Raw genomic sequence first — 3499 nt, forward strand, 5'->3', positions numbered from 1 at the left:
CTGCTTAAGTCGGATTTTCTTGCTTATTTCTGTTAGCCCCTATCCGGGGCGGGACTTCATTTCTTTTCAAACGCGAAAAGAAACGAAGCAAAGAAACGCGTTTTAAACCGCCAATTTTTAAGTGTCGTCGTTGCTCATTTCAGGTTTTTGGCACGAACGTAGTGCCGCCCCCACACATCAACCCGCAGTCGAACCCCTCCCCCACGCACCAACGCCACGCACACGCTTCGCCTCCACGGCCCCTATCCCGTTGCCGATAGCGGCAACGCCCGCAATGAGGTCATTTACGGAACCGCTAACAGGGCCGGCGGTACCCCACCCTAGTTCGGTTTCAACAACACCTTGATCGAGTCCAGCGAGTTGGCAATCTTGATCGCTTCGTCCCACTCCTCCAAGGAAAAGCCATGCGTCACTATTCCCTTCGATGTCACCAACCCCCGCGCCAGTAAATCCATCGCAATCGGATAGCAGTACGGCCCCAAATGCGCACCCCGTACGTCAAGTTCCTTCCGATCCCCAATTACCGACCAGTCCACCGTCGTGTCACTCCCAAATACCGAAAACTCCACGAACCGCCCAAGCTTTCGAATCATCTCCAAACCCTGCGATACACCTATCGGCGCGCCCGTCGTCTCAATGTAGACGTCGCATCCGTATTGCTCCGTTAGCGACTTGACAATGCTAAGCGCATCCTCGTTCTTCGGGTTGATCGTGACGTCAGCGCCATATTCCCGCGCCAACGCCAACCGCTCTTCCACCAAATCGATCACCACGAGTTTCTTCGGCGTCTTCAAATGCGCTACCTGCGTCATCATCAAACCCAATGGCCCCGCGCCCGCTATCACTACAACATCGTCGAGTTGAATATCCCCACGATTCACCGCGTGGATCGCACACGACATTGGCTCAATAATCGCAGCATCCTCAAGCGAAATGCCATCCGGAATCTTGTGGACAATCGCCGTCGGCGGAATCCGCATGTATTGCGCCATGCCGCCATCGGCAACCTCGCGCTGAAAACCAAAGATGTTGTGCACCTCACACATCCAGTACTGACCGGACTTGCAATAGCGGCACTTTCCACACGGAACAATCTGCTCCGCAATCACGCGTTCACCCACTTCCACGCCGAAGTGCTCGCCGGCACCTTCGCCCAGATCCTCCACATAGCCAAAGAATTCATGGCCAGGAATCACCGGCGCTTTTATCCACGGACTCGGCCCTCCCCAAAACATCCTGGCGCCCGAATAACACTTGCAATCGCTCGCGCATATTCCGCACGCGGCAATGCGGATGACCATCTCGTTTCGCGCCGCCGTCGGACGCTTCACCGACTCGACCCGATAGTCCTCAGGCGCATGGCAGACAATCGCGGTCATCCGCGAGTCCTCAGTTGAAATGCTCATGGTGCTCTCCTCATGTTGTCCGGGGTTTGTCCGGCCCATCTCAGCGTTCGATCAGCGCCTTGCGATGGACTGAAATTAGCCCCATCGGAATCGTTTCACCACTGAAAATGAAACTCCCCGCCAATATCGTGTCGCGTCGGGGTATGTCCTTAGTCACCAATACTCCAGCTTTTATGCATCGCAAAAACCTGTTCGTGCCCTGAAATACAGGGCTTCCACCCGCCTCCAAATTGCTGCGCAGCGCCTTGACTTTCGTCGAAGCGGATACGATCATTCGCTCACGTAAAGAGCAATTGATCGCGCAGTGAAGAATTCGAAGCGGAGAATCTTGGGCTTTTTCCTTCCGCGTTCGGACAACAGAGACAAGCACACAGAACAGCTCCCGGCCAGGGTTCCATTCGACGCCGCGGCGCATCCAGATCAAAGGAAGGAAGACATGACTACCCAAAGCGGCGCGCCCGCCAATGTGATCCTGCACATCGGCGCGGGCTCTTTTCATCGTGCGCATCAGGCGTGGTATCTGCATCGGCTGATCGAATCAGGAGACACGCGGTGGTCGCTCACCGTCGGCAATATTCGCGGCGACATGAATGCGGTGCTCGACGCGCTGGCCGCCCAGAAGGGCGTCTACACGCTTGAAACCGTTACGCCGCAAGGCGAACGCGCCTATGAAACCATCCGCTCGATCACGCACGTCGTGCCCTGGGCCGCGGACCTGAACGCGCTCGTGGCAGCGGGATCGGCGCCTGAATGCAAGATCGTCTCGTTCACCGTGACCGAAGGCGGTTATTACCTCGATGAACACCACAAGCTGGACACGGCAAACCCCGATGTCGCGGCTGATTTAAAGGGCGCACGCACGACTATCTACGGCGCGCTGGCCGCGATTCTCGATGCCCGGATGAAGCAGGGCACCGGCCCGGTGACGCTGCAAAACTGCGACAACCTGCGCAGCAACGGCGACCGTTTCAAGGCCGGCATGCTCGAATTCCTGCAACTGCGCGGTGAGACCGCGCTGCGCGAATGGATGATCGCGAACACCCTCTGCCCGAATGCGATGGTCGACCGCATCACGCCACGTCCCACGCCGGACGTGCACGACCGCGTGCTCGCCGCGACGGGTTTCGACGACAAGGCCCCGGTCATGGGCGAAGCGTTTATCCAGTGGGTCATCGAAGACGAATTCATCGCAGGGCGGCCGGCCTGGGAAAATGCCGGCGCGGAAATGGTTCACTCGGTATTGCCTTACGAGGAGGCGAAGATCCGCATTCTCAACGCGACGCATAGCTGTATTGCGTGGGCGGGAACGCTGGTTGGCTTGCAATACATTCATGAAGGCACGCAGGACGCCGAAATTCGCGAACTCGCCGATGCCTATGTCACGCAGGACGTGATTCCGTGCCTGTCGCCAAGCCCTATCGACCTGGCGAAATATCGCGATGTCGTGCTCGACCGCTTCGTCAATCCGTATATCCAGGACACGAATCAGCGAGTCGCCGCCGATGGCTACTCGAAGATCCCCGGCTTCATCGCGCCGACCTTGCGTGAGTGTTTCGCGCGACAAGTCGATCCGAACGCGACCGCGATGCTGCCCGCGCTGTTCTTCCGCTTTCTCGAACGCTGGCACCAGGGCAAGCTGCCTTATGCGTATCAGGACGGCGTGATGGACCCCGCCACCGCGCACGCTTTCTTCGAAACAGGCGACCCGGTGAAGGCTTTCGTCGCCGATAAACTGCTGTGGGGCAGCCTCGCTCAAAGCGCCGAACTGGAACGCGTGCTGCGCGCTGCAATCGGCCGTGTCGATGCATGGCTCGTTAGCCGCAAGTAAATATTTTCGTTCAATAATCGTCCCGCTCCGGTGTTACGCCAATGGCGTAACGCCGGTCTCGGCGCTACATTGGCGCCTCCGGTTCCGCGTCCAACCATCGCACTCAAAGCCAACGCCCAAGGGTTCGTCCATGTATCTAGGCATTGATCTCGGCACCTCCGAAGTAAAAGTTCTCCTCCTCGCGAGCGACGGCAGTGTCGTCGGCACAGCGGGCACGCCCTTCACCGTATCGCGTCCGAAACCCCGCTGGTCTGAGCAAAATCCG

3 protein-coding genes are annotated in these 3499 nt (G+C 58.1%); 2 read left to right on the forward strand and 1 reads right to left on the reverse strand.

The window, feature by feature from the left end:
- Positions 1 to 320 precede the first annotated feature (320 nt).
- Positions 321 to 1406: an alcohol dehydrogenase catalytic domain-containing protein gene (locus tag WCA53_RS24920; protein ID WP_423916704.1), complete on the reverse strand. Its 1086-nt coding sequence runs from the start codon at positions 1404 to 1406 to the stop codon at positions 321 to 323.
- Between the two features lie 436 nt (positions 1407 to 1842).
- Here WCA53_RS24920 and dalD point away from each other — a divergent pair, with 436 nt between their 5' ends.
- A complete protein-coding gene (gene dalD, locus WCA53_RS24925) occupies positions 1843 to 3234 on the forward strand; it encodes a D-arabinitol 4-dehydrogenase (RefSeq protein WP_423916706.1) in 1392 nt (463 codons plus the stop codon).
- A 130-nt stretch (positions 3235 to 3364) separates the two neighbouring features.
- A partial coding sequence (locus WCA53_RS24930; RefSeq protein WP_423916708.1) for an FGGY family carbohydrate kinase occupies positions 3365 to 3499 on the forward strand: 135 nt, incomplete at its 3' end.

Origin of the sequence: Caballeronia sp. (genome assembly GCF_049581465.1) — a bacterium.
Classification (GTDB): domain Bacteria; phylum Pseudomonadota; class Gammaproteobacteria; order Burkholderiales; family Burkholderiaceae; genus Caballeronia.

Excerpts from the sequence above, each read along its gene's own strand:
- WCA53_RS24920 (WP_423916704.1), bottom strand. The coding sequence starts at position 1,406 with ATGAGCATTTCAACTGAGGACTCGCGGATGACCGCGATTGTCTGCCAT.
- dalD (WP_423916706.1), top strand. The coding sequence starts at position 1,843 with ATGACTACCCAAAGCGGCGCGCCCGCCAATGTGATCCTGCACATCGGC.